Below are 24757 nucleotides of genomic sequence, written 5' to 3'. Positions count from 1 at the left end.
CAGCCGCACCGATTGCGGCCTTTTCCGGAGTTATCAAACCATGCGTCTCGTAACCTATCGCGCTGAAGTCGCTGCCGCCGCCCGCCTTGGTGCCATCGTCGACGGCAATGTCGTTGACCTCGCCCGCTTCGGCGCCGCCGTCGGCGTGAGCATTCCCTCCACCATGCTCGAGTTCATCGACCTGGGCCCCGAGGCAGTCCGCTCGACCAGCGCGCTGCTGGACGAATACCGCGGCAAGCTGCCGTTCGGCGTGGCCGTGCCGGCCTCGAACGTCAAGCTGCTGGCGCCGATCCCGCGCCCACGCAAGAACATCTGGGGCATCGGCCTGAACTACGTCGAGCACGTCGCCGAATCCAGCCGCAGCCTGGACACCTCGAAGGAACTGCCGAAGGAGCCGGTGATCTTCTCCAAGCCGCCCACCACCGTGATTGGCCCGGGCGACGCGATCGAGCACAACAAGGAAATCACGCAGCAGATGGACTGGGAGGTCGAACTGGCCGTCATCATCGGCACGCGCGGCAAGGGTGTGAAGGAGGCCGACGCGCTCAACTACGTGTTCGGCTACAGCGTGATGATCGACATCTCGGCGCGCGACTGCCGCCGCGCCGGCCAGTGGATCTACTCCAAGGGCCAGGACACCTATGCCCCGTTCGGCCCGGTCATCGTCACCGCCGACGAAATCGCCGACCCGCACACGCTGGACCTGTCGCTGACCGTCAACGGCGTGACCAAGCAGAGCTCCAACACCCGCCACATGCTGTTCAAGGTGCCGGCGCTGATCGCGGACATCAGCAAGGGCATGGCGCTGGAACCCGGCGACATCATCGCCACCGGCACGCCCGACGGCGTGGGCGCGGGCCGCACCCCGCAGGAGTGGCTGTGGCCGGGCGACACCGTGGTAGCCACGGTGGAAGGCATCGGCGAGCTGCGCCACCCGGTGGTAGCTGTCTAAATCCCGTCATCCCCGCGCAAGCGGGGATGACCGCTGCAAGCGAGGCACACACATATGCTCAATCTGCCCAAATTCAAGGCTGCGGCCGTCCAGGCGGCTCCGGTCTTCCTCGATGCCGACGCCACGGTCGACAAGGTCTGCCGCCTGATCAAGGAAGCCGCCGATAACGGTGCGAAGCTGGTCGCCTTTCCGGAAGTGTTCGTGGCCGGCTACCCGTACTGGAGCTGGCTGACCAACCCGGTCGACGCCAGCCCCTGGTTCGAGCGGCTGGTCAAGGCTTCCATCGAGATCCCCGGCCCGGAGATCCGCAAGATCGCGCAGGCGGCGCAGGCCAACCACATCAACGTGATCGTCGGCGTGAACGAACGCAGCCGCACCGGCGTCGGCACCCTGTTCAATACGCTGGTGACCATCAGCGACGAAGGCCGCATCCTGGGCCGCCACCGCAAGCTGGTGCCGACCTGGGCCGAGAAGCTGACCTGGGCCAATGGCGACGCCTCGGCACTGCGCGTGCACCAGACCAGCGTCGGCCCGCTCGGCTCGCTGGCCTGCGGCGAGAACACCAACACGCTGGCGCGCTTCTCGCTGCTGTCGCAGGGCGAGATGATGCACGTGGCCAGCTATATCGCGCTGCCGGTGGCCCCGGCCGACTACGACATGGCCGAGGCCATCAAGGTGCGCGCCGCCGCCCACTGCTTCGAGGGCAAGGTGTTCACCGCGGTGTCGTGCTCGACCGTGTCGGAGGAGATCATCGAGGCCATGAGCCCGCTGAACCCGAAGGCGCGCGAGCTGCTGTCGCGGCGCAACAGCGCCTTCTCCGGCTTCCTCGGGCCGGACGGCCGCGTCATCGGCGAGCCGCTGATCGACGCGGAAGGCATCGTCTACGCCGACATCGACCTGTCCCGCTGCATCCAGCCGCGCCAGATGCACGACATCACCGGCCACTACAACCGCTTCGACATCTTCGACCTGCGCGTCGACCGCCGCCCGCTGCAGCCCGCCCAGTTCCTGGACGGCGCCAGCCAGGCCTTCGACCTCGACGCCGAGGAAGCGGAACTCAACGCATTCGACCTTTTCGAGAGCAAGTAAATGTCTTTCCTGTTGACGCCCCAGAAGCCGCTGCGCATCGGGCAGATCGTGCCTTCCTCCAACACCACCATGGAGACGGAAATCCCCGCCATGTTGCGCGAGCGCGAGAAGGATTTCGCCGAGCGCTTCACCTTCCACTCCAGCCGCATGCGCATGAAGAAGGTGGTGAAGGAAGAGCTGGAGGCGATGGACCGCGACAGCGACCGCTGCGCCATCGAGCTGTCCGACGCACGCGTGGACGTGCTGGGCTACGCCTGCCTGGTGGCCATCATGAGCATGGGCAAGGGCTATCACCGCGTCTCCGAGGCGCGCCTGACGCAGCGCACCGTCGACAACGGCAACCCTGCGCCGGTGGTGACCAGCGCCGGCGCGCTGGTGGACGGCCTGCACGCCATGGGCGCGAAGCGCGTCTCTGTGGTGTGCCCGTACATGAAGCCGCTGACGAAGATGGTGGTCGAGTACATCGAGAGCGAAGGCATCGAGGTCAAGGACTACACCGCGCTGGAGATCCCCGACAACCTGCAGGTCGCCGCGCAGGATCCGGCCAACCTGCTGGAGATCTACAAGCGCATCGACACCACCGGCGTCGACGCCATCGTGCTGTCGGCCTGCGTGCAGATGCAGTCGCTGCCGTCGATCCAGAAGGTACAGGACGAATCGGGCATCCCGACGGTGTCGGCGGCGGTGGCCACCACCTGGCAGATGCTGCGCAAGCTGAACCTGCGCGCCGAGGTCGCCGGCTGCGGTGAACTGCTGAGCGGCAAATACTGAGCGCCATCCCACGCTTTGGTCGCCCCTGCCCGTGCAGGGACGACGTTTCGCACACGCACATGGACGACATTCATTTCTACGAGCCCACGCGCGGCCATGGGCTCAGGCACGATCCGCTGGCAGCCATTGTCGGCCCGCGCCCGATCGGCTGGATTTCGACGGTGGACCAGGCCGGGCGCGCCAACCTGGCGCCCTACGCATTCTTCAACGTCTTCAACTACACGCCGCCGGTGGTGGCATTCTCCAGCGTCGGCTACAAGGACACCGTGCGCAACGTCGAGAACACCGGCGACTTTGTCTGGAACCTGGTGACGCGCCCGCTGGCCGAGCGCATGAACGCCACCAGCGCGGGCGTGGCGCCGGAAGTCGATGAGTTTGGCCTGGCTGGCCTGACGCCGGTACCGTCGCGGCTGGTGTCGGCGCCGCGCGTGCAGGAGAGCCCGGTATCGTTCGAGTGCCGCGCTACCAAAGTCATGCAACTGAACCGGGCCGACGGCGCCATGCTCGATACCTGGATGGTGCTGGGCGAGGTGGTCGGCGTGCATATCGACCGGGCCTTCCTGCCGGACGGGGTCTATGACACCGCCGCCGCACGCCCGATCCTGCGCGGCGGCGGTCCGGCCGACTACTATGAGGTCAGCAAATCGATGCTGTTCCAGATGTGCCGGCCGGCCTGAGGCGCGGCCCTGCCCTCAGTTGGCAGGGCGGTGCAGGTGGATCAGCAGCTTCAGCGTGGCGCGCAGCTCGTCGGCCTTCTTCTTGCCGAGCGGCGCCAGCACATGGTCCTCGTGGGCCCGGGCCTGTGCGATCAGGGTGGAGGTCAGCTTCTGCCCGCGCGGCGTGATGCGCACCAGCGTGATGCGCCGGTCAGTCTCGTGCGGGATGCGCTTGACGTAACCCTGCGCCTCCATGCGGTCGAGCAGGCGCGTCACCGTGGGCTGCTTGGTCACCGAGATCTGCGCCAGTTCCCCGATGCTGATTGGCTTGCCGCCGGACAGCGTGGACAGGACGCGCCAGTCTGAGATGGTGAAACCATTGGCTTGCACGATCACGTGGAATTCCCCCGAGATCAGCTGGCTGGCCTGGGCCAGCAGGGCCGGGGTGTAGTTGTCGACGAAATCGTCGTCGGCGGTGTCGATGGGCTGGTTCATGCGGTCCGATGGGCGGGAAGCGGCCTCGTCGGCCGCGCGACGGGCAGAACATACCACGGCGGTCAAGGGCGCGCCAACCGCGCCCGGAACACAAAGAGCAAGCCCAGCATCGCCGCTGCCAGTCCGAGTTGCTGCAGTCCGCCAATCCCCACCGCCCCGCGCTCTCGTTCAACCCACTCGAACCGCGGCGCGTTCCGATATTCATCCGTCGACACACCGCGATAGCTCATGATGCGCGGGACGAAGTACGCGCGCCACTGCACTTCGAAGCGGTCCACCCGTGCCATGAAGCTGGCGTACCGCGGCGCGTCGCTGCCCGCCAGCCGGTCGGCGGCAAGCAGCAGCGACAGCGGCGGCGAGAGCCAGGCCCATCGCTCCGCCTGCGTGAAGCGCACCGCACGCGCGTGGTCGAACGCGGACGCGACCGGCCGGATCCGCGCTGCCTGGTCGAGGTAGCGCGGCATGAAGCTGACCGGCCATGCGTGCTGCCGTGCCGTGGCCGGGGCCCACTGTGGATTGGCCTGATACCACTCTTCCACCAGCTCCGACATCCTGGCTTCCGCGCTCTGCTGCGCCGCGCGGATCTGGACGATTGCCGCCAGCCGTGACGGCATCGGCATCGTGCGATCCGCCAGCGCCGCGACCATCGCAGGCGTGCCGAAGGTGGCGATGGCCCACAGGCCAAGCCCGGCCAGCACCGCCGTGGCGCCGGAACCGGGCAGCAGGTTGAGCGCAGCGCTGGCCGCACTCCAGAACGCGATGAACGCCGTCACGCAAAACAGCCATGCGAGATACGCCGACAGCGTTGCCGCGGGGTCCAGCAGGAATGCCAGCGCGGAAGCGAGCACGGCAATCAGCCAGACCGCGCCCGCCCGAACCGCGATGGCGGCGAACAGCACACGCCCGCCGGCCGCACCCTGCGCCATCGACATCCGCCACGTGCCGTGTTCGCGCTCGCCCTGGACCATGCCTGCGCACAGGCACACCAGCAAGAGCGGCGCCAGCAGCGCGATCGCCGTCGCCAGGTCGAAGGTGCCGTAGCGCTGCAACAGCGGGTTGGCCAGCCGCTCCTCGTTGCGCGCGTCGGTGTGGCGGCTCTCGACAGTGACGCGAATCGACGGCGGCAGCAGGTCCAGCACGCTGCTCGCCAGCGCCAACCCGCCACCTGGCCGCAGCTGCGCCACCGGGGCTTCCGACCTGGCGAACTGGAATGCCGCCATCGCGGCCTGCTCCGGAGATGCCGGCGATGCCTTGGCCTGGGCAAGGCGCAATGCCGCCTGCCCGTTTGCTTCCAGCTGCTGCAGCTTTTCATGCCATGCGCGCGCACTGAGACCCGATGCCAGCGCGCATGCGCACAGGGCGGCAGCGAACAGCAGCAGCGCCCAACGGGCACTGCCCGCCGCGCAGAAGCGGCGGCATTGCGCGGCAAGCGCCTGCCTGGTCTGTCTTATGGGGCTCATGGCTGTATCCTGCGAAGAGAGAAGAACAGGCCGGCCACGGCCAGCCCGCACCACCAGAACATGATCGCGATCTCCGGCAACGCTGCCCGCAGCGCGAAGAGCGCCGGCGGCATGGTGTAGGCAAAGGGCCGGATTGCGCGCCAAAGCGCGGCGCCGGCGTACCTGGCATCGAACGAAGTCATGCCGCGCGTGTGGCCGGCATCCCATTCATCGATGACCGTGTTGACGCTGCGCCGATAGCGCTCCGCGGCGGCCTCGTAGTCGCGCTGGTGCGAGAGATCCGTTCCTGCCATCTTCATGGCGAAGTTGCGGACCGCCAGCGTGGGGCTCAGCAGCGCGGCGGCGCGCATCACGTTCTCCTGCGCCGCATAGCGCTGCCACAGCGCATCGAAATGCAGCGCATGGACCCGGTCGGCGTAGGCGTCGCGCTCCAGCCGCCGCAGCGGCGCCGCGCCCACGGGCAGGTCCTCGAGGCGCGTGACGCCATAGCGCGACAGCAGCGCCGCGTCATGGCGTTCGGTGCGGGCCGCCAGGCTGCCGTCGCCCGGCAATCCCTCCGTGTAGTCGCGCTGGATCGCCGCCCAGAACGCTTGCGCCGACGGCAGCGGCACGGCATGCCGCGCAACCGCCGCGCCAATGCCCGGGATCACGAAGACAAAGGCCAGCCACAGGCCCACCAGCACGAACAACGCGCTCCTGCCGTCGGCCACCCAGGCCGACACCGCCAGGCCCAGTCCCACCAGGATCGCGGTGTATAGCAGATAGGCGGCACCCAGGCCCGCGGCCCGCCACCAGACCGCACCATCCAGCGTGCCGCCGGCGCTGGCCGCGATGACCGGGGCCAGCGCCACGGCCAGCGCAAACACGGCAAAGCCCGCGCCCAGCGCCAGGAATTTGCCGGCCACGAGCCTGGCCGGCGCCACGCCGGCGCCGTGCATCATGCGCAGTGTGCCGCGCTGCCGCTCGCCGCTGACGGCATCGAAAGTGACGGCGATCACCAGCAGCGGCAACAGCACCGCGAACACGAAGCCGGCGCTCAGGTCGCCGAAGCGGGTGGATGGCAGCGCATCCTGCGCGGGCTCGAAGCGCGCCACATTGCGCCGGTGCGGCTCCAGCCACAGCGCCTGGCCAAAGTAGTCGCCCAGCCCCGGCTCGATCACCGTCAGCGCGGAGGCCGGCCGGAACACGTACAGGCCGAAGTGCGCGCCGCGATGCGGATGCTTGTCACCCTGGTCGTCCCACTGCTGCCGCGTCGCGGCGGCAACCTGCGCCACCTCGCTGGCGACCGCGGCATGCCGCTGCAGCGAGGCCAGGATGGCGACGGCCAATACCGCGGCGCCGATCGCAAGCAGTGCTGCGAAGCGCCCCTCCCTGGCCATCGCCCTGAATTCCTTCACAACCACGGTCCTGATCATGGCGCAACACCCTGCGCGCGCGCATGGGCCAGGTAGGTTGAGGCCAGTGCCTCGTGGCCGACGGTGGCCGCGTCGAACTCGGCCACCAGCACGCCGGCACGCAGGATGCCGATGCGGTCGGCGAGCTGCCTGGCGTTGAACAGGTCATGCGTGGCCATCAGCACCGCCATGCCCGCGTCCGCCGCTTGCCGGACACGGTTTGCCATGTCATCGGCCGCGGCCGGGTCCAGCCCCGAAGTCGGCTCGTCAAGCAGCAGCAATGACGCGGATTTGGCCTGGGCAATGGCCAGGCCCACCTTCTGGCGCATGCCTTTCGAGTATTTCGCTACGCGCCGGCCGTGCGCGTCGCGGGCCAGCCCCGCGCCGTCCAGCAGCGCCGTAGCCTCGGCGCGCGACAGGCCGATGCCGGCAATCGCACAGAAGTAATCCAGGTTTTCCGCGCCGGACAAGTAGGGATACAGCGCGACGTTCTCGGGCAGGTAGGCGACGCGCCGCCTGACCGCAGCCGGATCGGCAACGGGCGACAGTCCGTCGACCAGCACCGTGCCACCGGCCGGCGGGACAAACCCCAGCGTCACATCGATGGTGGTGGTCTTGCCCGCGCCGTTGCCGCCCAGCAAGGCGTAGACGCAGCCCTTCGGCACGGTAATATTCAGGCCGTCCACAACGCGACGCCCGTCGCGATGGACGACCAGGTCACGAATTTCAAGCATGTCGTGTCTCCGTCGAATACGTCAGAAGAAATAGCGTGCCGCCATGCCGGCTTGCCATTTCGGCTGCGGCGCTACCAGCAGCCCCGCTGCGGACCCATACGCGGCCTCGGTCGAGAACCGGTGCGGCTGCAGCACCGCGAACAGCGACAACTGGTATTGCTTCCAGTCGAGCACCGCGCGCAGGTCGAAGCGCGTGTAGGCCGGCATGAAGCGCAGCTGGGTCTGCGGCGTTCCCATGTAGTAGGGAATACCGGTAGTCAGATAGGCATCGGCATTGACGGTCAGCTGCGCGCCCTGCAGCCGCTGGCGGTACTCGGCGCCCAGCTTGAGCTGGTGCCGGGGAACCGACAGCCTGGCCCCCGTGTTGGGCAGCGGGTTGTTCGCTTCGGCCTGGATGATCTGCCCGTAGCTGGCGTAGACCGACACCGGGCGGATGGGCCGCCAGCGGGCCTCCAGCTCATATCCCTTGCGCGTCGTGTCGCCGACCGACTTGAACGATCCGTCCGGCTGCCCCACGATCTCGTCCTCATTCAGCGTGTAGTAGGCTGCTGCGGTCACGGTCAGGTTGTTGGCCGGCGTCGCGGTAAAGCCCACGTCGTAGGATTTCACCTTCGACGGCGACACGTCATAGACCGTGCCGCCGGGCGCGCCCAGCGGGCCCGTGGCCCCGCTGCTGCTGATCTGCTCCGCGGCCGGCGAACGGAAGCCCTGCGCGACGTTGGCGAACAGGTCGAGCCGGGGCAGCACCGACCAGACCGCGCCGAGCTTGGGCGTGGTGACGCCCGAGAAGTAGTCGGTGCTCGCTGCCGGCAGCTTGCGGTTGACGATGTCGTAGTCGAACCAGTCGCGCCGCAGGCCCGCGGTCAGCTTGACCGCTTCGACCGGCTTGAACTGCCCCTGCACGAACAGCCCGTAGGTGAGCAGGTCGAGCTGCTGCGCGTTGATATAGTTCGCAGTGGGCACGCCACGCACCCAGATCCGGCGCTGCGCGTCGCCGCGGTCGCGGCGCACTTCCGCGCCGACCATGAGCGCGGCCCGGTCTCCGAACGTGAAATTGTTGGCCAGCCGGCCGCCGAAGATATTCCGGTCATCCGAACCCACGGTGTGCTGCACGCTGCTGGTGGCAATGCCGCGCTCGCGCTCGAAGGCTTCCCCGTACAACGTCGCATACCAGCCGTCCTCGCCATGCGCCGGGGCGCGATTCAGCGCGAACATCGAACGCTTGCCGCTGCCGAAGCCCGGCAGCCCGTATTGCGTGGAGCGCGGGTCCACCTTGCCGGATTGCAGGTCGCTCAGCAGCAGGTAGCCGGCGGCTGTCGATTCGGAGCGATAGTGGTTGAGCCGCAGGCTGTAGACGCCATCGCCGATCCTGGTCGACAGCTTCCAGAAGAAGTTGTCGCGGTCGGTGCTGCCGTCGTACCGGTAGCTATGGGTGCGGTAGATATCGGCCACGAACAGCGACCGGATCGACTCGGACCCGGGCCGCAAGGCATGGCTGCCTGACAGGACCAGTGTTGCGCGCTTGCCGTTGTACCGGTCGAAGCCGATGCCGATACTGGAGGGCACGTCGCCCGACTGCGTGCTGATCGGCACGGCACCCGCCCGGTTCTGGTCGCCATACAACGCGGACACCGGCCCCTTGACGACGTCGATCTGGCCGATCATGTCCGGGGTCAGCCATTCCAGGAATGCAGGCCCATGTCCGGCGCCGGCCTGGCTGGACGGCATGTTCTGCGGCACCCCGTCCACATAGACTGCGGTGTCGGCGCCGTGCGTGCCCTGGGTGGCGAAGCCGCGCATGCGGAAACCGTTGCCCGTGTCGCCCTGGTCGATGTTGTTGGCCACCACCCCAGGTACACGACGGAACATGTTGGAGATGTCCCGGCCGATATTGATGGTGCCCAACTCGTCGGCGGTGACGACCGAGACCGCGGCCGGCAGGCCGGTGCTGTCCGTGGTCACGAGCTTGCGCTTGCCTTGCAGGCTGGTGTCCTGCGTCGCCACCACGCTGACTTCCGGCAGCACCGTATGCTGGCCTTCGGCAAATGCGGCCTGGCTGAAGACGCCCGACGAGAGCGCGAGCAGTGTCCAGGCCAGGGGGCGCGCGGCACCCGTGTTTTCGTTCTTGTTCATGAGGCCTCGCGGCAGCCCGGCGGTATCCGCTATGGGCACCGGGCTTGCCGTACAAAATTCAGACGTGAGGATGCCGCCCGCCTGGCATGACGCAGCGGACGCGCAATCAGATGTAAGGGAAAGGGATGCGGCCGGGGGTTAGCCGGCGGCGCGGGCCAGCGCCGGTGGCGCGCGCAAGGCGGGCGGAGAGAGGAAGCGGGTACGCCATGTCGGCGCGGCGATATCGACCTGCCGTACCCGTGACAGCAGGCGCAGGATGACGCAGAGCAATTGCACCGCGATGGCGGCGCTGATGAAGAGATGCAACCGGGGCGAGCACCACAGGCAATCGCATTCCGTCGTGCCATCGGCAGGCACGCGGTCCGTGTCGGACGTGTCCGGCGTGGCGGCCGTATCGGGGATTGCGCCTGCGCTTGTGTTCGCCACGACAGCCTCCAACTGCGTTCCCGGTACCGCATGCACGTGCGTCACCGCGGCCCACGCCTGCACTAGCAAGAGCAGGAGCACGGCCCAGATGAGACGAACGATGTTCGCATGCTTACGCATTGATGGAGGCGCTGGCTGTGTCGACCGGCGCCATATTAACGCAACTCAATTGCAATTGTAAGTCGATGCCGCGACATATTGCTGCCGCCCGGCACCACCAGCGGCTTGCAGGTCTGCCTGTCCTGCAAGCCGCTAAAGACTGCACCGTTCCCGCCGTTAAGCAAGAGTTGGCCAGCGAAGACATTGGCAAGACAGGCAGCCGGCACGCCGGCGCCTGCACTTCTGGGGTGGAAACGGGGGACAGACATGCAAAACCTGGGGATTCGCATACGCCTGGGCGCGGCGTTTGGCGCCATGTGGTCGCTGATGGCGATCGGGATCGCGGTGGCCTTGCCGCGGATGCAGGATGCGGCCGATGCGCGGCGCCTGCTGATCGCGTTGGGCGTGGGTGGGCTATGCCTGGCGGTGGGCGCGGTCTGGGCGCTGGCGCGCAGCATCGAGGCGCCGTTGTCCGAGGCCGTCTACATTGCCGAAACCGTGGCGGCGGGCGACCTCAGCCAGGAGTTCGACACCGAGCGGGGCGGCGAGTTTGGGCGGCTGCTGGGCGGCCTGGGAGAGATGGAAGACATGCTCACCGACCTGGTGACACGCATCCGCGCTTCCACCGATTCGATCACCGCCGCTTCGCACCAGATTGCCGCGGGCAATACCGACCTGTCGCAGCGCACGGAAGAGCAGGCAGCGGCGCTGGAAGAGACCGCGTCGAGCATGGGCGAGCTGACCTCGATGGTGCAGCAGAACACCGAACGCGCGCGCGCCGCCAACGGGCTGGCGGCAACCGCATCGGGCATCGCCGCGCGCGGTGGCGAAGTGGTGGGCAACGTGGTGCAGACCATGTCGGCGATCAGCGCCAGCTCGCGCAAGGTCACGGACATCATCGAAGTGATCGAAGGTATTGCCTTCCAGACCAATATCCTGGCGCTGAACGCGGCGGTGGAAGCCGCGCGCGCGGGTGAGCAGGGGCGCGGCTTTGCCGTGGTGGCCGGCGAGGTGCGCACGCTGGCGCAGCGCAGTGCTTCGGCGGCGCGGGAGATCAAGCAGCTGATCGACGATTCGGTGCAGCAGGTGGACAGCGGCTCGGCACTGGTGGGCCAGGCCGGCGAGACCATGCAGGAGATCGTTCAGGCAGTGGCCAGCGTGACCGGGCTGCTGGGCGAGATCACTGCGGCCTCTGAACAGCAGAGTGCCGGGATTGCGCAGGTCAACGAGGCGGTGGCGCAGATGGACACCGTGACGCAGCAGAATGCGGCGCTGGTGGAGCAGGCGGCCAGTGCCTCGCACGAACTGGCGGGCCAGGCCACTGAGCTGCAGCGCGTGGTGGGCGAGTTCAAGCTGGATGCGGAACCGGCGTCAGCACAGGCGCCGGGGCATGGCGCATTCAGGCAGGTTGCTGCGTTCGGCTGATGTGGGCAGCGCGGATTGCTGACTGATTGCGCGCCCCCTCTCCCGCAAGCGGGAGAGGGGAGAAAGGCAGCGGCAAGCTGGACGTCTTCAGCGACTTAGACCGTCACGCAAGCCGGCAGCACCGCCTGCACCGCCGCCGCAAAGCGCTCGACAATCCTGTCGATATCCTGCGGCGTGCAAATGAATGGCGGCGCGAACAGCACGTGGTCGCCATGCACGCCATCGACCGTGCCACCCATCGGATAGACCAGCAGGCCGTTCTGCACGGCGGCGGCTTTCAGGCGCGCATGCGTCTTCAGCGCCGGATCGAGCGTGGCTTTGCTGTCGCGGTCGGCCACGAACTCCACGCCGACGAACAAGCCGCGTCCACGAATATCGCCCAGGTTGGGATGGTCACCCAGCACCTCGCGCAGCCGCGCGCGCAGTTGCTCGCCGCGGGCCAGCACGTTGGCCAGCAAATTGTCTTCGGCGATGGTGCGCTGTACCGCCAGCGCCGCGGCGCAGGCCGTGGCATGGCCGATATAGGTATGGCCATGCTGGAAGAAGCCGCTGCCGCCGACGATGGCGTCGTAGATCCTGCGCGTCGACAGCATCGCGCCGATCGGCTGGTAGCCCGCGCCCAGGCCCTTGGCAATGGTGACGATATCGGGCACCACGCCATCCTCTTCGCACGCGAACAGGTAGCCGGTGCGGCCCATGCCTGACATCACCTCATCCAGGATCAGCAGCACACCGTACTTGTCGCACACGGCGCGGATGCGCTTCAGGTAGTCGCCCACCGGCGGCACCGCGCCGGCGGTGGCGCCCACCACGGTTTCGGCGACGAAGGCGGCCACGGTGTCCGGGCCGAGTTCCAGGATCTTCGCTTCCAGCTCGTCGGCCAGGCGCTGTGCGTACTGCGGGTCGGTCTCGCCGGCCTGCTGGTCGCGGTAGGCATAGCACGGCGACACGTGGTGCGCCGGCACCAGCAGCGGCAGGAAGGGCTCGCGCCGCCAGGCGTTGCCGCCGATGGCCAACGCGCCCAGGGTGTTGCCGTGGTAGCTCTGGCGACGCGCGATGAAGTGGCGGCGGCTGGGCTGCCCTACTTCGACGAAATACTGGCGCGCCAGCTTCAGCGCCGACTCCACCGCTTCGGAACCGCCGGAGACAAAGTAGACATGGTCGAGATCGCCAGGCGCGGCCTGCGCCAGCGTCTCGGCCAGCGTTTCCGACACCTCGGTGGTGAAGAACGAGGTATGCGCGTAGGCGATGGTGTCGAGCTGCGCCTTGATCGCCTCGATCACGCGCGGATGGCCGTGCCCCAGGCACGACACGGCGGCGCCGCCGGAGGCGTCGAGATAGCGCCGGCCTTCGCTGTCGATCAGTTCGATGCCCTGCCCGGCAACGGCAACGGGCAGCTTCTGGCGCGGATTGCGATGGAATACGTGGGTCATGATGATGTGGTGGTGGGGCCGCGCGTCAGCGGGGCAAAGCGGAATCGGTGTCGGCGGGGCAGCGCTCCAGCACGCGGCCGGAAAACGCGGGCAGTGCGCTGCCTTCGCTGTCCGTCTGCGTGGACTGTTCCCAGACCCTGGCGCCGTTGACCCAGACGCCGTGGATGCCGGTGCTCAGTTGCAGCGGGTCTTCAAAGGTGGCACGGTCCTGCACCCGGTCCGCATCGAACAGCACCAGGTCGGCAAACGCGCCCGGCACGATCCGGCCGCGGTCCGCCAGCCCGTATTGCTGCGCAGCCAGGCCGGACATCTTGTGGATTGCGGTTTCCAGCGTCATCAGCTGGTCTTCGCGCACCATGCGCGCCAGGATGCGCGGGAAGGTGCCCCACTGGCGCGGATGCGGGCGCGGATCGAAGGGCAGGCCGTCCGAGCCGAAGATGGTCAGCGGAAACTGCGCAATGCGCTCGACGTCGCGCTCATCCATGATGAAATAGATCGCCGCCGCGGGGCGCAGCTTTGCCAAGAGCGCGTCTTCGTCCAGGCCAAGCTCCTGCATCAGCTCGTGGAAGTCGCGGCCGCCCGCGGGCGGGTAGCCGGTGGACCAGGTGACCATGGTGCGCGTGGACTGGCGCACGCGGTCCAGCCGCAGCATGGTCGAGGTCGCGGGATAGGGATGGCAGTCCAGGCACAGCGGCTGCAGGCGCGCGGCGTCGGCCAGCAGCCCGAGGGTTTCGACCGAGCGGCCATGATTGCGCTTGCCCGCGACCTTGTGGTGGGAAAACACCACCGGGCAGCCAAGCGCGCGGCCAATGCGCAGCGCTTCTTCGATCGACGGCACGATGTCGTCGGTCTCGTCGCGCAGGTGGGTGGAATAGACGCCGCCGTGGGTGCGGACCGGCTCGCTCACGGCGATGATCTCGGCTTCGGTGGCGGCTGCCGCGGGCGGATAGAACGTGCCGGTCGAGACACCGAAGGCGCCCGCCTCCATCGCCAGCCTGACCTCGTCCCGCATCGCAGCGATTTCTTCTGCATTGGCGGCCCGGTCCAGTTCCGGCATCGCGCGCACGCGCAACGTCGAATGCCCGAGCAGCGGCACCACGTTGACATTGGCCGGCGTCGCGCGCAGCGCGTCGAGCCACTGCGCGAAGGTATCGAAGCGGAACAGCGCGGGCGGCCCCAGCAGGTCCAGCGGCTGCGGCGGCGCGCTGCTGACCAGCGGTGCCACGCTGATGCCGCAGTTGCCGGTGACCACGGTGGTGATGCCCTGCGACACCTTGGGCGTCATGTCCCGATGCACCAGCAGGTAGCCGTCGTCGTGCGTGTGGGCATCGATAAAGCCCGGTGCCAGCACGCGGCCGGCTGCGTCCACGGTATGTTCCGCAGTCATGTCAGCGCAGTCGCCCACGGCGACGATGCGGTCGCCCGCGACTGCCACATTGGCCACGCGGCGGGCTGCGCCCGTGCCGTCCACGACCGTGGCGTTGCGGAAGATCAGGTCGGCGCGCCGGGGCGCGGCTGGTTGCGATGCCATCGTCAATCCTTGTCTCGTCGGCGGTGTTATTGCGGCGTGATGCCGGCCTGCCTGACCACGGCCGCCCATTTGTCGGTTTCACGCGCGGCATAGCCGGCCAGCGCCTGCGGCGTGCCGCCGACCGTCTCGGCGCCCAGCGCGGCGAACTTGTCCTTGATGGCCGGATCCGCCAGCGCGCGGTTGAAGGCGCCGTTGAGCTTGCCCACCACCCCGGCGGGCGTGCCTTGCGGCGCGACCAGGCCGCCCCAGGCCACCCCTTCGAAACCCGGCACGCCGGACTCCGCGATGGTGGGCAGCGCCGGCAGCAGCGGCGAGCGCGCCAGGCTGGTCACTGCCAGCGGCTTGAGCTTGCCGGCCTTGATCAGCGGCAGGATGGTCGGCATGTTGTCGATCAGCACATTGACCTGGCCGCCCATCACATCGGTGGCGGCCTGCGGGCTGCCCTTGTAGCCGATGTGCGTCCAGGCCAGCCCCGCCTTGTCCGCGAGCAGCTGGCCGGTCAGGTGGCCGGACGTGCCCTGGCCCGGCGAGGCATAGGTGACCTTGTCGGGGTTGGCCTTGACGTAGGCCACCAGCTCGGCAAAGGTCTTCACCGGCATCTCCGGCCTGACCGCGATCACATTCGGCACCTTGAACAGCAGCACCACCGGCACGAAGGCATCGGGCCGGTACGGCAGCTTGCGGAAGGTGCTCTTGTTGATCGACAGCGTCACGTTGTTGGCATAGCCGAGCGTGTAGCCGTCAGGCGCGGCGCGTTCCAGTTCGGAGATGCCGATCACGCCCGAGGCGCCGGGCTTGTTGTCGATCACGAACGACTGGCCCAGCGACTTGCCGACTTCGGCGCCCAATGCGCGCATCAGCACGTCAGGACTGCCGCCGGCGGCTGACGGCACCACCAGGCGGATCGGGCGCGACGGATAGCTGTCCGCCACTGCCGGGCCAGCCAGGCCCGCGGCGCCCAGCCACAACAGGGTGGCCATGAGCCGTCGCTTTTGCTGCTGCCTTTGCTCTTGCATCTCGTTATCCCGTTCAGTACCTGGGTTGGACCCGGCTACGCGTTTGCAGTATAGGGGCATGGCCCGAGTCAATGCAACATTTGTTTCTTTAATCATTATTATGAAACAAAACCGATGCGACGCCGGCGCGAATGCCTTTGCCGCAACGGCCCCGAACTCCATGAAACAGTCGTTACAGCCATCGGGGCGTCGCACTGCGGCACAGCCCCTGCGCCTCAAGGAAGCGCGCCGCCGCCAGTGCCTGGCTCTCGAGCCAGGGCGCGGCCACGATCTGGATGCCTGCGGGCAAGCCCTCGCCCGCGCACGGCGCGGCGACCACGGGCAGGCCCGCCAGCGACAACGGCCGGGTCAGGTGCCCGGCATCGGCACGCGGGCGATAGATGCGGCGGGTGCCGTTGACGGTGTCGGCGCCGATCGGCGTGGCCGCATAGGGAGTTGAAGGGGCCAGCAGCAGGTCGACGTCATCGAACAGCGCCAGCAGCCGCTGCCGCCACGCCGACTGGTGCTGGCGCGCGATGTCATACCAGCCGCGCGGCATCGCCAGCCCGGCCAGGATGCGCTGGCGCACGAAGGCGCTGTAGCCGCCATGGCGCACGGAGAATCCCATGGCCTGGTGGTTGCGCCCGACTTCGTAGGCGGAGATCACCGAGGCGGCGTCGCGCGCCGTGTCGGCGTCGGGCAGGTCGATAGTGCGCACCGCGCCAAAGGCCGAAGCCACGCGCAGCACTGCCGCCTGCACCCAGGGCTCGGCAAAATCAGAGAAGCCGCGGCCGAGCACGCCGACGCGCAGCGTCGCGACACCACGGCCTTGCGGATCAGCAGGCGCGTCCACGCCGAGCATGGCCGCATAGGCCAGCGCGAGGTCACCGGCGCTGCCGGCCATCGGGCCGACCGTATCCAGGCTCTGCGCATACGGCACGCATCCGGCCAGGGACAACCGCCCCGTGGTCGGGCGCAGCCCCCAGATGCCGCAGAACGCTGCCGGGGCGCGGATCGACCCATTGGTATCCGATCCCAGCCCGAACGGGACCACCCCGGCAGCCACCAGCGCCGCGGTGCCGGCCGACGAGCCGCCGGTGATGCGCGACGGATCGAGCGGATTGCGCACCGGACCGCCGATCACGTTCTCGCCGGTGGCGCCGCACGCGTATTCGTCCATCGCCGCCAGCGCAACGGGCACCGCGCCCGCGGCGACCAGCGCCTCGACCGTATCGGCATGGCGCGGTGCCGGCGGCTCCTGCGCGCGTGGCGCGGCGCCGGCCAGCGTGGCGTGGCCGCGCACGTCCAGCAGGTTCTTCACCACGAACGGCACGCCCGCCAGCGGCGGCAGCGGCCGGCCCTGCGCGCGCAGCCGGTCCAGCGCGGCGGCCTGCGCCAGTGCACTGTCCGCCAGCAGCGCCGAGCAGGCATTGAGCGGCGCGGCGGCTTCGGCGCGCTGCAGGGCGTCTTGCACCAGGTCGAGGGCAAGCCGCTCGCCGCTGCGTACCTGCGCGGCCATGGCGGCGGCGATCAGCGTGTCAGCAGCCATGCTGCCCCTCCGCTTGCGCCAGCGCCTGGCGCAGGCCCGCCACCATGGCCGCCATGCCGGCCAGCAGCGCGGCGGCCTGCTCGCAATCCTGAGGTGCCACCGGCACCTGCAGGCTCGCGGCGGCTTGCGCCACCAGGCCGGCGGGAGCGTCGTCGCTTGCTTGTGCCATGGTTGCTTGCGCCATCCCTCAGCTCCGCGATTGCATCAGCTGGCGCGGAATCGCCAGGATCAGCACGGCCGCGGCCAGCATCAGCCCGGCCAGCGCCAGCACGCCCAGCGAGATGCTGCCGGTGCTCTGCTTGATGCCGCCCATCAGCACCGGGCCGATCAGGCCGGCCAGGCTGGCCGCGCTGTTGATCATGGCAATGCCGCCAGCCGCGGCGGTGCCGGCCAGCACGCGGCCCGGCAGGCCCCAGAACATCGACAGCGTGGCCATCAGGCCGGAAATGCCGATAGTCAGGAACACCATCGCCATCACCGTGTTGTGCGGAAACAGCGTGCTCGCCCACATGCCAACGGCGGCCACCAGCAGCGGCAGCGCGGAGTGCAGGCGGCGCTCGCCGGTGCGCTCGGCGTGCGCGGCGTTGACGTTCATCGCCACGCACGCGACCGCATACGGGATCGCCGTCAGCATGGCGATCTCAAGCGGCGACGACATCCCGGTCGACTGGATGATGGTGGGCAGCCAGAACACCAGGCCGTAGTTGCCGATATTGAACAGCAGGCAGATCGCCATCAGCATCCACAGGATCGGCGACTTGAGCGCGGCGATGAAGCGGGTGTTCTTCTTCGCGTTCTCGGTGGTCAGCGTGCGCGTGATGGCGCCCGCTTCGGCCGGCGTGAGCCACGGCGCGGCCTCCGGCGACTCGGGCAGCATGCGCAACAGCAGCAGGCCCAGCACGATGGCCGGCAGCGCCTCGATCAGGAACATCCACTGCCAGCCTTGCAGCCCGTGCAGGTCATGCGTGGCCGACATCAGCGCGCCGGAGATCGGGCCGCCCAGCACCATGCCCAGCGGCATCGCCAGGAACAGGATCGACATGATGCGCGACTGCCGGTCGGCCGGGTACCACTTGTTCAGGTACATCACCGCGGCCGGGAAGAAGCCGGCCTCGGTCACGCCCAGCAGGAAGCGCGCGGCGTAGAACTCCATCGGCGTGGTCACGAACATGGTCGCGGCGGATACCAGCCCCCACAGGATCATGATGGCCGCCATGCTGCGGCGCATGCCGAGCCGGTAGATCAGCAGGCTGCTGGGCACCTGGCACAGCATGTAGCCCCAGAAGAAGATGCCGGCGCCCAGGCCATAGACCACGTCGCTCAGCCCCAGCGCCTGCTGCATCTGCAGCTTGGCGAAGCCGACGTTGACCCGGTCCAGGTAGCTGAAGAAGTAGCACAGCACGATAAACGGCACGATGCGGCGCGTGACCTTGGCGAACGCCGTGGCGGCGGCGTCCGGCAGCAAGGCGGCGTGGCCCGGGGACTGCGGGATGGCTGGCTTGGCCAGGGACATGATGGATCTCCTCCTTGTACAGGCGCGCGGGATCCGGCGCCATGGAGATGCCATCATAGCGGAACATGAAACAAACGTTCCACTAAGGTTTACGCTGAAACAAACGGTTTTATTCCTTCGCGTGATGCAGAAGGCCCGCCCCAATGAAAAAGGGCGGCAATGCATGCCGCCCTGTGGCGCTGTCAGGCTGGTGCGCGTGACTTGTCCGCCGCACGCTTGCGCGAGGCCTTGCCGCCGCCGCTTGCCGGCGGCGCTGCCGGCTCGGTGACATCCTGCGAGGCGCCGACCATGGTCAGGGCGTTGCCGTGCTCGTCCAGCGTGACCTCGCCTTCCTCATGGATGTCGCGATGGCTGCCGTCGGGCAGCTGGATGCGGTAGTCGACACTGTACGGCGCCTTGTCGACGATGGCCGCGCGGATGGCCGCCTGCACGCGGGCGCGGTCTTCCTCGACGATCGACGCCAGGTAGCGCTCCATGGTCACCTTGAACGCCTGCGGGGCCCAGCCGAAGATGCGGTAGGCCTCGTCGGTCCAGGCGCAGTCGTCGGTCTGGATATTCCAGTACCAGCCGCCCAGGTGGGCAATCTCCTGCGCCTTGGCCAGCAGCGCCTCGTTCTGGCGCAGCGCAGCCTCGGCGCGGCGCCGCTCGGTGATGTCCAGGCTGACGCCGATCATCTTGACCGGGCGCTGGTCGAAGTCGCGCACCAGCGTGGCCCGCGACGAGATCCAGCGCGTGGTGTCGCCGTGCACGACGCGGAACTCCCACTCGTGCATCTCCTGCGCGCCCAGCGTGCGCGCCAGCACCTCGCGCAGGCGCGCAACGTCGGCCGGATGCACGCAGGCCCAGAAGTCGTCCATGTTGCGGATATGGCGGCCGAACAGCGTGACGTCGTTGGACGAGTAGGTCAGGCCATCGGTCAGCACGTTCCATTCCCAGGTGACGATGCCCGAGACCTCCTGCGCGAACTTCATGCGCGCCTCGCTCTCCATGATCTCCGCCAGGTGCTTCTGGCGCAGTTCCTTGATGTGCGGGTCAGAGGCGGTGCTGGCCTCCAGGTCGGCGATGGCCTGCTCGCCGTAGCGCAGCCACAGCCAGTTGACGCCCAGGAAGCGCGCCAGCGCGAGCAGCCGCTCGTATTCGATCTCGCCGCCGCGGGTCCACTTGTGCACCGCCGACGGCGATACCGACAGCGCCTCTGCCACCTGCTTGAGCATGATCCTTTTGCCTTCCAGCACCCCCTTCAGGCGCGCGGCAAAAGTGTCTTCCGTCATGGGCATCCCCTCCGCTTTTTTTCAACCGATGGTGAATTGAGTTACTCGAACCTTACACCATCCCAGCAAATCGCGCGAATTGATAGCTACAGACCATCAATTTAGCAGACTTCATCGCTTTTTTGAATTGCGGTACCCCTACGCTCCTCACTAGACTTCATCTCACATCACCAATAGTAATTTAATTAACTATTAGTGAATCGATAAAGCACCGAGACCAACGAGGAGACAACCCCATGCAAGAGACCATCGCCCCCGCCTGCGGCACCACCCCGCCGCTGGCCTATACGCTGCCGGCCCACTACTACACCTCGCAGGAAGTCTTCGAGCAGGAGAAGAAGACCATCTTCGCGCGCAGCTGGGTGTGTGTGATGCACAAGAGCCAGGTGGCCGAGAACAACCAGTACGCCACGGTGAAAGTGGCCGGCGAGAACGTGTTCGTGGTGCGCGGCCGCGACGGCGTGTTGCGCGCGTTCTACAACGTCTGCCCGCACCGCGCCCATGAGCTGTTTGCGGATGGCGCGGGCAAGGCCAAGAACGTGATCACCTGCCCGTACCACGCCTGGTCGTTCGGCCTGGACGGCAAGCTGATCCACGTGCGCAACGCCGAGAACGTGCCGGGCTTCTGCAAGGACAACGCCGGCCTGACGCCGGTGCGCGTGGAAGAGTTCTGCGGCCTGGTCTTCGTCAACCTGGACATGGACGCGAAGCCGCTGGCCGAGCTGGCAGGCAGCCTCAACGACGAGATCCGCGCGCGCTGCCCGGATGTCGACAAGCTGGTGCCGGCGCACAAGCTCAGCTACGAGATGAAGGCCAACTGGAAGGTGGTGGTCGACAACTACCTGGAATGCCTGCACTGCCAGACCGCGCACCCGGCGCTGGTCGAGTCGATCAGGATGGAGACCTACAAGCACGAAGTGCGCGGCCTCTACACCAGCCAGGTCGGCCAGACGCGCTCGGGCAGCGACGCCTTCACCTATGACAGCGACGCCCCCAACACCGACTTCGCCGCCTACTGGCTGTGGCCCAACGTGACGCTGAACGTGCTGCCGGGAGATGGCAACTACGGCGTGTTCTACATGTTCCCGGTGGATGCCGACACCACCATCCAGCACTTCGAGTTCTACTTCCGCGACAGCACGCCCACGGCCGAGCAGGAGCAACTGATCGAGTACTACAAGAACGTGCTCAAGCCCGAAGACCTGAGCATCGTCGAATCGGTGCAGCGCGGCCTGAAGTCGCGCGGCTACCGCAACGGGCAGGGCCCGCTGCTGGTCACCGACGACAAGACCTCCGCCATCGGCGAGCACGGCGTGCAGCATTTCCAGCAGATGGTGCTCGACGCCCTGGCCGCCTGAAACGAACCACCGAACCGGAACCGCAGCAATGATCCAGACCCAGCTCTATATCGACGGCCAGTGGCAGTCGCCCATCGACCAAGGCACGCGCGCCATCCTGAGCCCCGCCGACGAGTCCGTGATCGCCCAGGCCGCCGAAGCCACCCGCGCCGACGCGCGCCTGGCCATCGCCGCTGCGCGCAAGGCCTTCGACGGCCCGTGGCGCCAGACGACGATCCGTGACCGCGCCAGGCTGCTGAACAAGATCGCCGAACTGATCGACCGCGACGCCGGGAAGCTCGCCCACCTGGAGTCGCTCAACACCGGCAAGACGCTGACCGAGAGCCGGACCGACATGGGCGATATCGCCGCCACCTTCCGCTACTTCGCGGGGCTGGTCGCATCCGAGTCGGGCGCGGTCAACGAAGCCCCGCACCATGTGATCAGCCGCACGCTGCGCGAGCCGGTTGGCGTGTGCGGCCTGATCACGCCGTGGAACTACCCGCTGCTGCAGGCCGCATGGAAGATCGCGCCCGCGCTGGGCGCAGGCAATACCGTGGTGATCAAGCCCAGCAACCTGACGCCGCTGACCACGCACCACTTCACGCAACTGGTGGCCGAGCTGGACCTGCCGCCCGGTGTGTTCAACCTGGTGACCGGCGGCGCCGAAGTCGGCGCCGAGCTGGCCGAGAGCCTGGACGTGGACCTGGTCTCGTTCACCGGCGGCGCCTATGCCGGCGAGAGCATCATGAAGGCCGCCACCGGCAACTTCAAGCGCATCGGCCTGGAGCTGGGCGGCAAGAACCCGAACATCGTCTTTGCCGATGCCGACCTGGACGCAGCGGTGGATTACGCGCTCAATGCCGCGTTCTTCCACGCCGGGCAGGTCTGCTCCGCCGGCTCGCGCCTGATGATCGAGGACAGCATCTATGATGCATTCATCAGCCGGCTGGCCGAGCGCCTGCCGCGCATCGTGATCGGCAACGGCTTCCACGGCGAGACCCAGATGGGCCCGGTGCAGTCGGCGCAACAGCACGAGAAGATCCTGGGCATGGTGCAGGCCGGCATTGCCGAGGGCGCACGGCTGGTTCACGGCGGCAAGCGGCCGGCGGGCGACGTCTTCAAGAAGGGCTACTGGCTGGAACCGACGCTGCTGGCCGACGTGACGGCAGACATGAAGATTGCGAAGGAGGAGATTTTCGGGCCGGTGATCACGGCCGAGCGCTTCCGCTCCGAGGAAGAAGTACTGCGTGCCGCCAACGACACCCCGTACGGCCTGGCCGGCGCGGTCTGGACCCGCGACCTCGACAAGGCCAACCGGATGTCGCGCGGCCTGCGCTTCGGCACGGTGTGGGTCAACGACTACCACCCGTACTTCCCGGAAGCGCCGTGGGGCGGCTACAAGGCGAGCGGCATCGGCCGCGAGCTGGCCCGCGTCGGCCTGGACGAGTACACCGAACTCAAGCACAGCTATATCAACCTGGCCCCCAAGGCGATGGGCTGGTTTGGCGCCTGAGCGCAGCTGACTTCGCAATCGCGTGCGCGGCAGGCCCGCCCCCGGGCGCCACGCACGGCGTCAAGCAAACAAGGAGATTGCACCATGCAGGCAATCCATGAGTACGACTACATCATCGTCGGCGCGGGCTCGGCCGGCTGCGTGCTGGCCGCGCGGCTGACCGAGGATGCCGATGTCTCGGTGCTGCTGCTGGAAGCCGGCGGCCCCGACTGGCGCCTGGACTGGCGCACCCAGATGCCGGCCGCGCTGGCGTATCCGCTGCAGGGCACGACTTACAACTGGGCCTACGTGACCGAGCCCGAGCCGCATATGAACAACCGGCGCATGACGCAGGGCCGCGGCAAGGGGCTGGGCGGTTCGTCGCTGATCAACGGCATGGTCTATATCCGCGGCAACGCGATGGACTACGACGGCTGGGCAGAAAACAAGTCGCTGGAGAACTGGAGCTACGCCGACTGCCTGCCCTACTTCCGCAAGGCCGAGACCTATGACAAGGGCGCCAACGACTACCACGGCGGCAACGGCCCGCTGCACGTGACCACGCCCAAGGCCGATATCAGCCCGCTGTTCCGCGCCTTTATCAAGGCCGGCGAGCAGGCCGGCTATGGCCAGACCGATGACCTGAACGGCTACAAGCAGGAAGGCTTCGGCCCGATGGACCGCACCACCACCGCGCGCGGGCGCCGCTGCAGCACCTCGCTGGCCTATCTGGACCAGGCCAAGGACCGGCCCAACCTGACCGTGCATACGCGCGCGCTGGCGGACCGCATCCTGTTCTCCGGCCAGCGCGCCATCGGCGTCTCGTACATCCAGGGCGACCATGTGCGCGAAGCGCGTGCGCGCCGGGAAGTGATCGTCAGCAACGGCGCGATCGCCTCGCCGCAACTGCTGCTGCGCTCGGGCGTGGGCAATGCGGACGAGCTGCGCGCATTTGGCATCGAGTCGGTGGCAGACCTGAAGGGCGTCGGCGAGAACCTGCAGGACCACCTCGAGATGTACCTGCAGTACGAATGCACCAAGCCCGTATCGCTATACCCGGCGCTGAAGTGGTGGAACAAGCCCGCGATCGGCATCGAATGGTACCTGCGCGGCACCGGCACCGCGGCCTCCAACCACTTCGAGGCGGGCGGCTTTATCCGCAGCAGCGATGACTTTGCCTGGCCCAACCTGCAGTACCACTTCATCCCGCTGGCGATGAACTACGACGGCAGCAACCCGGTGCAGTCGCATGGCTTCCAGTGCCATGTGGGCTCGATGCGCTCGCCCAGCACCGGCTTTGTCAAGCTGGCCAGCCGCGACCCGCGCGTGAAGCCGCGCCTGTTGTTCAACTACATGGCGCACGACGTCGACTGGCGCGAGTTCCGCGCCGCGGTGCGCCTGACGCGCGAGATCATCGGTCAGCAGGCGCTGGACCAGTTCCGCGGCCGCGAGATCAAGCCCGGCATGATGATCCAGAGCGATGCCGAAATCGACGCCTTCGTGCGCGAGCATGCCGAGACCGCGCTGCACCCGTCCTGCACCTGCAAGATGGGCGACGCTTCCGACCCGATGGCGGTGGTCGACAACCAGGGCCGCGTGCACGGGCTGTCGGGCCTGCGCGTGGTCGATGCCTCGATCATGCCGAAGATCATCACCGGCAACCTGAACGCGCCCACCATCATGATGGCCGAGAAGCTGGCCGACGTGATCCGCGGCCGCGCACCGCTGCAACGCTCGACGGCGCCTTACTACAAGGCCGCCACCGCGCGTGGCGGGGCGCAGGCAGACGCGGTGCGGCATCCGCCAGCCACTGCGCGAATGCCGATGCCGATGCCCGCCTGACCAGGCGGCGCGGCGCGCGGGCTTCCCGCCAGAACCCCTGACCGACGCATGTGCTGCCGGGACTTCGGTCCCCGGCGGGCAGCGTGCGTCCGGTCGGCGCGCCGCGCACCCACACCACAAAGCCGGCTACCCAGAACAAACCCAGACCGGCTGCAAG

The 24757-nt window shown here is 67.9% G+C and carries 21 protein-coding genes; 8 read left to right on the top strand and 13 right to left on the bottom strand.

Translation table 11 applies throughout. From position 1 onward, the window contains the following. Window positions 1-40: 40 nt before the first annotated feature. From AC3WVS_RS02500 to AC3WVS_RS02485, 4 genes are read left to right on the top strand one after another with little or no spacing between them, the layout of a single operon-like run. The gene (locus AC3WVS_RS02500) at window positions 41-952 is read left to right on the top strand and encodes a fumarylacetoacetate hydrolase family protein (protein ID WP_492317244.1); all 912 of its coding nucleotides are present in this window, start codon (window positions 41-43) and stop codon (window positions 950-952) included. 54 nt (window positions 953-1006) lie between these two features. Continuing rightward, window positions 1007-2041 (top strand): carbon-nitrogen hydrolase family protein, encoded by a 1035-nt coding sequence (locus AC3WVS_RS02495; protein ID WP_492317243.1) that lies wholly within the window; start codon window positions 1007-1009, stop codon window positions 2039-2041. Next, the gene (locus AC3WVS_RS02490) at window positions 2042-2812 is read left to right on the top strand and encodes a maleate cis-trans isomerase family protein (RefSeq protein ID WP_340520341.1); all 771 of its coding nucleotides are present in this window, start codon (window positions 2042-2044) and stop codon (window positions 2810-2812) included. It abuts the gene before it with no gap. Window positions 2813-2871: 59 nt separating this feature from the next. Continuing rightward, the gene (locus tag AC3WVS_RS02485) at window positions 2872-3489 is read left to right on the top strand and encodes a flavin reductase family protein (protein ID WP_492317242.1); all 618 of its coding nucleotides are present in this window, start codon (window positions 2872-2874) and stop codon (window positions 3487-3489) included. Between the two features lie 15 nt (window positions 3490-3504). Here AC3WVS_RS02485 and AC3WVS_RS02480 read toward each other — a convergent pair whose 3' ends face one another. From AC3WVS_RS02480 to AC3WVS_RS02455, 6 genes are all read right to left on the bottom strand, one after another. Continuing rightward, window positions 3505-3963, bottom strand: coding sequence for a MarR family winged helix-turn-helix transcriptional regulator (locus AC3WVS_RS02480; protein WP_284494955.1), 459 nt, complete (start codon window positions 3961-3963; stop codon window positions 3505-3507). A 62-nt stretch (window positions 3964-4025) separates the two neighbouring features. Then, window positions 4026-5423: a DUF3526 domain-containing protein gene (locus tag AC3WVS_RS02475; protein WP_492317241.1), complete on the bottom strand. Its 1398-nt coding sequence runs from the start codon at window positions 5421-5423 to the stop codon at window positions 4026-4028. Further along, window positions 5420-6838 (bottom strand): ABC transporter permease, encoded by a 1419-nt coding sequence (locus tag AC3WVS_RS02470; RefSeq protein ID WP_492317240.1) that lies wholly within the window; start codon window positions 6836-6838, stop codon window positions 5420-5422. Before AC3WVS_RS02470 ends, AC3WVS_RS02475 begins: the two co-directional genes overlap by 4 nt. Further along, a complete protein-coding gene (locus tag AC3WVS_RS02465) occupies window positions 6835-7551 on the bottom strand; it encodes an ABC transporter ATP-binding protein (protein ID WP_492317239.1) in 717 nt (238 codons plus the stop codon). The genes AC3WVS_RS02470 and AC3WVS_RS02465 overlap by 4 nt, the downstream gene beginning before the upstream one ends. A gap of 21 nt (window positions 7552-7572) precedes the next feature. Further along, complete coding sequence (locus tag AC3WVS_RS02460) at window positions 7573-9684, bottom strand: TonB-dependent receptor (RefSeq protein ID WP_492317238.1); 2112 nt, start codon at window positions 9682-9684, stop codon at window positions 7573-7575. A 138-nt stretch (window positions 9685-9822) separates the two neighbouring features. Further along, window positions 9823-10230, bottom strand: a complete 408-nt coding sequence (locus AC3WVS_RS02455) for a DUF2946 family protein (protein ID WP_492317237.1) — start codon at window positions 10228-10230, stop codon at window positions 9823-9825. 246 nt (window positions 10231-10476) lie between these two features. Here AC3WVS_RS02455 and AC3WVS_RS02450 point away from each other — a divergent pair, with 246 nt between their 5' ends. Continuing rightward, the gene (locus tag AC3WVS_RS02450) at window positions 10477-11634 is read left to right on the top strand and encodes a methyl-accepting chemotaxis protein (RefSeq protein WP_492317236.1); all 1158 of its coding nucleotides are present in this window, start codon (window positions 10477-10479) and stop codon (window positions 11632-11634) included. A 95-nt stretch (window positions 11635-11729) separates the two neighbouring features. Here AC3WVS_RS02450 and AC3WVS_RS02445 read toward each other — a convergent pair whose 3' ends face one another. The 7 genes from AC3WVS_RS02445 to AC3WVS_RS02415 all read right to left on the bottom strand — a co-directional run bounded on the left by AC3WVS_RS02445 (window position 11730) and on the right by AC3WVS_RS02415 (window position 19926). Continuing rightward, window positions 11730-13067, bottom strand: coding sequence for an aspartate aminotransferase family protein (locus AC3WVS_RS02445; protein ID WP_492317235.1), 1338 nt, complete (start codon window positions 13065-13067; stop codon window positions 11730-11732). Window positions 13068-13092: 25 nt separating this feature from the next. Further along, window positions 13093-14598, bottom strand: a complete 1506-nt coding sequence (locus AC3WVS_RS02440; RefSeq protein WP_492317234.1) for an N-acyl-D-amino-acid deacylase family protein — start codon at window positions 14596-14598, stop codon at window positions 13093-13095. A gap of 26 nt (window positions 14599-14624) precedes the next feature. Then, window positions 14625-15578 carry a Bug family tripartite tricarboxylate transporter substrate binding protein gene (locus AC3WVS_RS02435; protein WP_492317233.1) on the bottom strand — a complete coding sequence of 318 codons (954 nt, stop codon included), beginning with the start codon at window positions 15576-15578 and terminating at the stop codon, window positions 14625-14627. Between the two features lie 208 nt (window positions 15579-15786). Then, entirely contained in the window at window positions 15787-17142 is a 1356-nt protein-coding gene (locus AC3WVS_RS02430) for an AtzE family amidohydrolase (RefSeq protein WP_492317232.1), read from the bottom strand. Then, the gene (locus tag AC3WVS_RS02425; protein WP_492317231.1) at window positions 17132-17311 is read right to left on the bottom strand and encodes a hypothetical protein; all 180 of its coding nucleotides are present in this window, start codon (window positions 17309-17311) and stop codon (window positions 17132-17134) included. The genes AC3WVS_RS02430 and AC3WVS_RS02425 overlap by 11 nt, the downstream gene beginning before the upstream one ends. 18 nt (window positions 17312-17329) lie before the next feature. Then, a complete protein-coding gene (locus AC3WVS_RS02420; RefSeq protein WP_492317230.1) occupies window positions 17330-18655 on the bottom strand; it encodes an MFS transporter in 1326 nt (441 codons plus the stop codon). Window positions 18656-18837: 182 nt separating this feature from the next. Further along, on the bottom strand, window positions 18838-19926 hold the full coding sequence (locus tag AC3WVS_RS02415) for a helix-turn-helix domain-containing protein (RefSeq protein WP_492317229.1): 1089 nt from the start codon (window positions 19924-19926) through the stop codon (window positions 18838-18840). A gap of 236 nt (window positions 19927-20162) precedes the next feature. Here AC3WVS_RS02415 and AC3WVS_RS02410 point away from each other — a divergent pair, with 236 nt between their 5' ends. The 3 genes from AC3WVS_RS02410 (at window position 20163) to betA (ending at window position 24600) form a co-directional block, all read left to right on the top strand. Further along, the gene (locus AC3WVS_RS02410) at window positions 20163-21284 is read left to right on the top strand and encodes an aromatic ring-hydroxylating oxygenase subunit alpha (RefSeq protein WP_492317228.1); all 1122 of its coding nucleotides are present in this window, start codon (window positions 20163-20165) and stop codon (window positions 21282-21284) included. A 28-nt stretch (window positions 21285-21312) separates the two neighbouring features. Next, window positions 21313-22779 (top strand): aldehyde dehydrogenase family protein, encoded by a 1467-nt coding sequence (locus AC3WVS_RS02405; protein WP_492317227.1) that lies wholly within the window; start codon window positions 21313-21315, stop codon window positions 22777-22779. An 84-nt stretch (window positions 22780-22863) separates the two neighbouring features. After that, window positions 22864-24600 (top strand): choline dehydrogenase, encoded by a 1737-nt coding sequence (gene betA / locus AC3WVS_RS02400; RefSeq protein ID WP_492317226.1) that lies wholly within the window; start codon window positions 22864-22866, stop codon window positions 24598-24600. Window positions 24601-24757: the final 157 nt, after the last annotated feature.

It is taken from the genome of Cupriavidus sp. CPT47-8839-RL05A (assembly GCF_058792255.1).
The sequence above is the reverse complement of the archived record's forward strand: the minus strand, read 5'-3'. Positions and strand labels throughout refer to the sequence as shown.